Source organism: Streptomyces sp. NPDC054840, assembly GCF_053611065.1.
On the sequence record NZ_JBSGZP010000734.1, the window covers coordinates 1 to 3467 of the forward strand.

Consider the following 3467-nt stretch of genomic DNA (forward strand, 5'->3'; position numbering starts at 1 on the left):
GGGCCCTCGGCGGTCGGGCGGGGCCCGTCCGACGTGGAGATCGGCCGGGGCCTCCATCCGGCGCTGCCCACAATGAAGACGCACTGATCGCCCTGTCGGTCCATGACGCGGCCCTGCCGGACAGCGCACCGCACCGCCCGGCCGGCGCTGCCTCGGATCCGCGGCCGTCCTCAGGTGTGTCGGGCCGGGCACGAAGGGTGCCCGGGTCTCCCGCAGGGACACCGGCGGGCGGGAGTGAGACCCTGGCTCCATGGCCCGTAGGGCAGAGAACCCCGCCGTCGGCTGGCCCGCGCGGCCGGACACCAGCCTCGCGCTCAACCGCATGGGCACTTTCGACTGGGACCTCGACAGCGGGCGGATGCATCTCGATCCCACCGCCCTCGAGGTGCTCGACCTGCGCCCGGACGAGTACGACGGGACCCCCGGCGGACTCCGGAGCCGCTTGGCACCCGGTGAGGAAGCCCGGCTCGACACCCGGGTCGCGCAGGCGATCAAGGAGGGCCGAAGCCACTACGGGGCGTACGTCCGCAGCCGCGGGCGCGACGGTTCACCGGCCTGGACCCATATCCAGGGGCACATCCTGCGGGACCCGTCCGGTCGCCCGTACCGCGTCATCGGGATCCTCCGCGACGCCGCCCACGACCCCGGCGAGCCGGGTGCCGCCGGCGAGGAGACCGAGGGGCGGCGCCGGATGACCGGCGTCGTGGAGCGGACCACCGCCATCCTCGCCCACGCCCGCACCGTCAACGACGTGACCGACATCCTCAAGGACCCGCAGGCCCTCGGGCACCTCGGTGCGGTCAGCGTGATGCTGGGCGTCGTGGACGGCGGCCGGATCCACCTGGTCGCGGAGGGGCAGCTCGGCTCGTACGTGCCCGAGATCGAGTACACGCGGATCGACGCGCAGCTCCCGATGAGCGAGGCCGTACGCACCATGCAGTCGGTCTTTCTCGTCTCCCGGGAGGAGTTCCAGCAGCGCTACCCGGACCTGTGGCCGTACATCGAGCCGCTGTCCGTCCGCAGCGGCGTCTATCTGCCGCTGATCGCCCAGGGACGGCCCGTCGGGGCGCTCGGGCTGCTCTACACGCGGGACGGCGATTTCACCGCCGAGGAACGGAACCTGCTGATGGCACTCGGTAGCGGGGTCGCCCAGAGCCTCCAGAGGGCCATCCTCTTCGAGCAGGAGCACGACCTGGCCGAGGGACTCCAGCGGGCCCTCCTGCCGCGCCGGATCCCGGACGTGCCGGGCGCGCGGATCGCCGTACGGTACCGGTCCGCCCGGATGGGGCGGGACATCGGCGGTGACTGGTACGACGTGGTGCCGCTCGGCGAGGGCCGGGTCGGGGTGATGATCGGCGACGTCGAGGGTCACGACACGGACGCGGCCGCCGTCATGGGGCAGCTGCGCATCGTGATGCGGGCGTACATCGCCGAGGGGCACACGCCCGGTACGGCGATGGCTCGGGCCTCGGCCTTCCTGCGCGACCTGGAGACGGAACGGTTCGCCACCTGCACCTACGCCGAGGTGGACCTCACCACCGGAATGATCCGGCTGGTCCGCGCCGGGCACCTCGACCCGGTCGTGCGGCGCGGCGACGGCACCGTCCACCGGGTCCGGGTGGCGGGCGGGCTGCCGCTCGGCCTGCCGCCCCGCGAGCAGACCGGCACCGGCTCCGGCTATCCCGTCACCAGCCTCGAACTGCACCCCGGCGACACCCTGCTGCTGTGCACCGACGGCCTGATCGAACGCCCCGGCGCGGACCCGGACAGCGGCATGCGGGAACTCATGGCGGCGTTCCACAGCGGCCCGGTCGACGTGGAGGAGCTCGCCGACGTGCTGTGCGACCTGATCGGGGACTCGGGCGGCGGGGACGACATGGCCCTGCTCGTCCTGCGCCGCCGCGGCACCCCCACCCCGCGCGGTGGCGGTCCGCTGCACCAGCGGCTGGAACCGGACGACGCGAAGGCCCCGGCACTGGCCCGGCACCTGATCCGGGCGGCGGTGGCCGCCTGGGGCGCCCGGCACCGGGCCGACGAGATCGAACTGGCGGCGGACGAGCTGATGACCAACGCCCTGGTCCACACGGAAGGCGGCGGCCACGTCAGCATGCGGCTCACGGCGCAGGGGCGGATCCGGATCGAGGTGGAGGACAGCAGCAGCGCCCTGCCGAGACGTCGCGAGGCGGGGGACTGGGCGGTGTCGGGGCGCGGGCTGATGCTGGTGGACCGACTCGCGGACGAGTGGGGGGTGGAGCCCCGCGGCGGCGGGAAGTGCGTGTGGTGCGAGTTCGAGCTGGCGGCCCCGGAGTACGCCGGCTGAGAGCGGGCGAAACGCCTCGCAGACACCCGGACCCATGTCCCTACCGGGACCCCATGGGTCTCTACCGCTCTCTCCCGCTCTCTACCGGGTCCTACGGGTCCTTACCGGGTCCCCGGGGACCGGCGCTGTCAGAGGCGTACCAGTGTGACCTCGGTGGCCTTGACGCTCGTCCACACCGCGGAGCCGTCCACCAGGCCCAGTTCGGCCGCCGCGTCGGGGGTGATCTCGGCGACCAGGCCGGGCGCGGTGTCCGAGGCGATCAGCACGCGCAGTCGGCTGCCGACCGCGGTGATCTCCCGTACGGTGCCCGGCCAGACGTTACGGGGGCTGCCGCCCGGCCGGTCCGTGTGGACGGAGACCGCCTCCGGGGCGATGATCGCCAGCGCCTTCGCGCCCTCGGGCAGCGTCTCGGCGACCACCAGCCGACCGCCCGCCGCGAGGGTGAGCCCGTCGGCCGACGCCGTGCCCGGCCAGGCGTTGCGGCCCAGCATGCGGGCCACCCACGGGGAACGCGGGTGCCGGGTCACCTCGACGGGCGGTGCGTCCTGCAGGGCCCGGCCGTCGGCCAGTACGAGGACCCGGTCGGCCAGCGACACCGCCTCGACGGGATCGTGGGTGACGATGAGGCAGACCCCGCCGAAGCCGGCCAGATGCGTGCGCAGGGTGTGCCGCACCCGGGCCCGGGTGGTCTGGTCGAGCGCGGCGAGCGGCTCGTCCAGCAGGAGGAGCCGGGGGCGGGCGGCCAGCGCCCGGGCCAGCGCCACCCGCTGGGCCTGGCCGCCGGAGAGCTGGGCGGGCCTGCGGTCGGCGAGGTGCGGTACGCCGAGCCGGTCCAGCCACGCCAGGGCCTCGCGGCGGGCCTCCGCGCGCGGCACCCCGCGGGCGCGCAGCCCGTACGCGGTGTTGGCCACGGCGGTCAGGTGCGGGAACAGCGCCCCGTCCTGCGGCACCCAGGCCACCTGGCGCTTGTGCGGGGGCAGGGCGGTGACGTCGGTGTCGCCGAGCCGCAGTTCGGCGTGGGCCCGCGGGGTGAGGCCGAGGAGGGCCCGCAGCAGGGTGGTCTTGCCGGCGCCGTTCTCGCCGACGACGGCGATGGTGGTGCCGGGTTCCGCGTCCAGGGTGAGCTCGTTGAAGCCGGTGACGGAGG

At 74.6% G+C, this 3467-nt stretch carries 2 protein-coding genes; one reads left to right on the plus strand and one right to left on the minus strand.

From position 1 onward, the window contains the following. Positions 1-250 precede the first annotated feature (250 nt). Positions 251-2320 carry a SpoIIE family protein phosphatase gene (locus ACWGIU_RS33090; RefSeq protein WP_453711802.1) on the plus strand — a complete coding sequence of 690 codons (2070 nt, stop codon included), beginning with the start codon at positions 251-253 and terminating at the stop codon, positions 2318-2320. Positions 2321-2448: 128 nt separating this feature from the next. Here ACWGIU_RS33090 and ACWGIU_RS33095 read toward each other — a convergent pair. After that, positions 2449-3467 (minus strand): ABC transporter ATP-binding protein (locus ACWGIU_RS33095; RefSeq protein ID WP_453711803.1); only part of this gene is annotated, 1019 nt, incomplete at its 5' end.

Bases quoted from the DNA above. Each gene is read 5' to 3' on its own strand.
- ACWGIU_RS33090 (WP_453711802.1), top strand. From the start codon at position 251: ATGGCCCGTAGGGCAGAGAACCCCGCCGTCGGCTGGCCCGCGCGGCCG.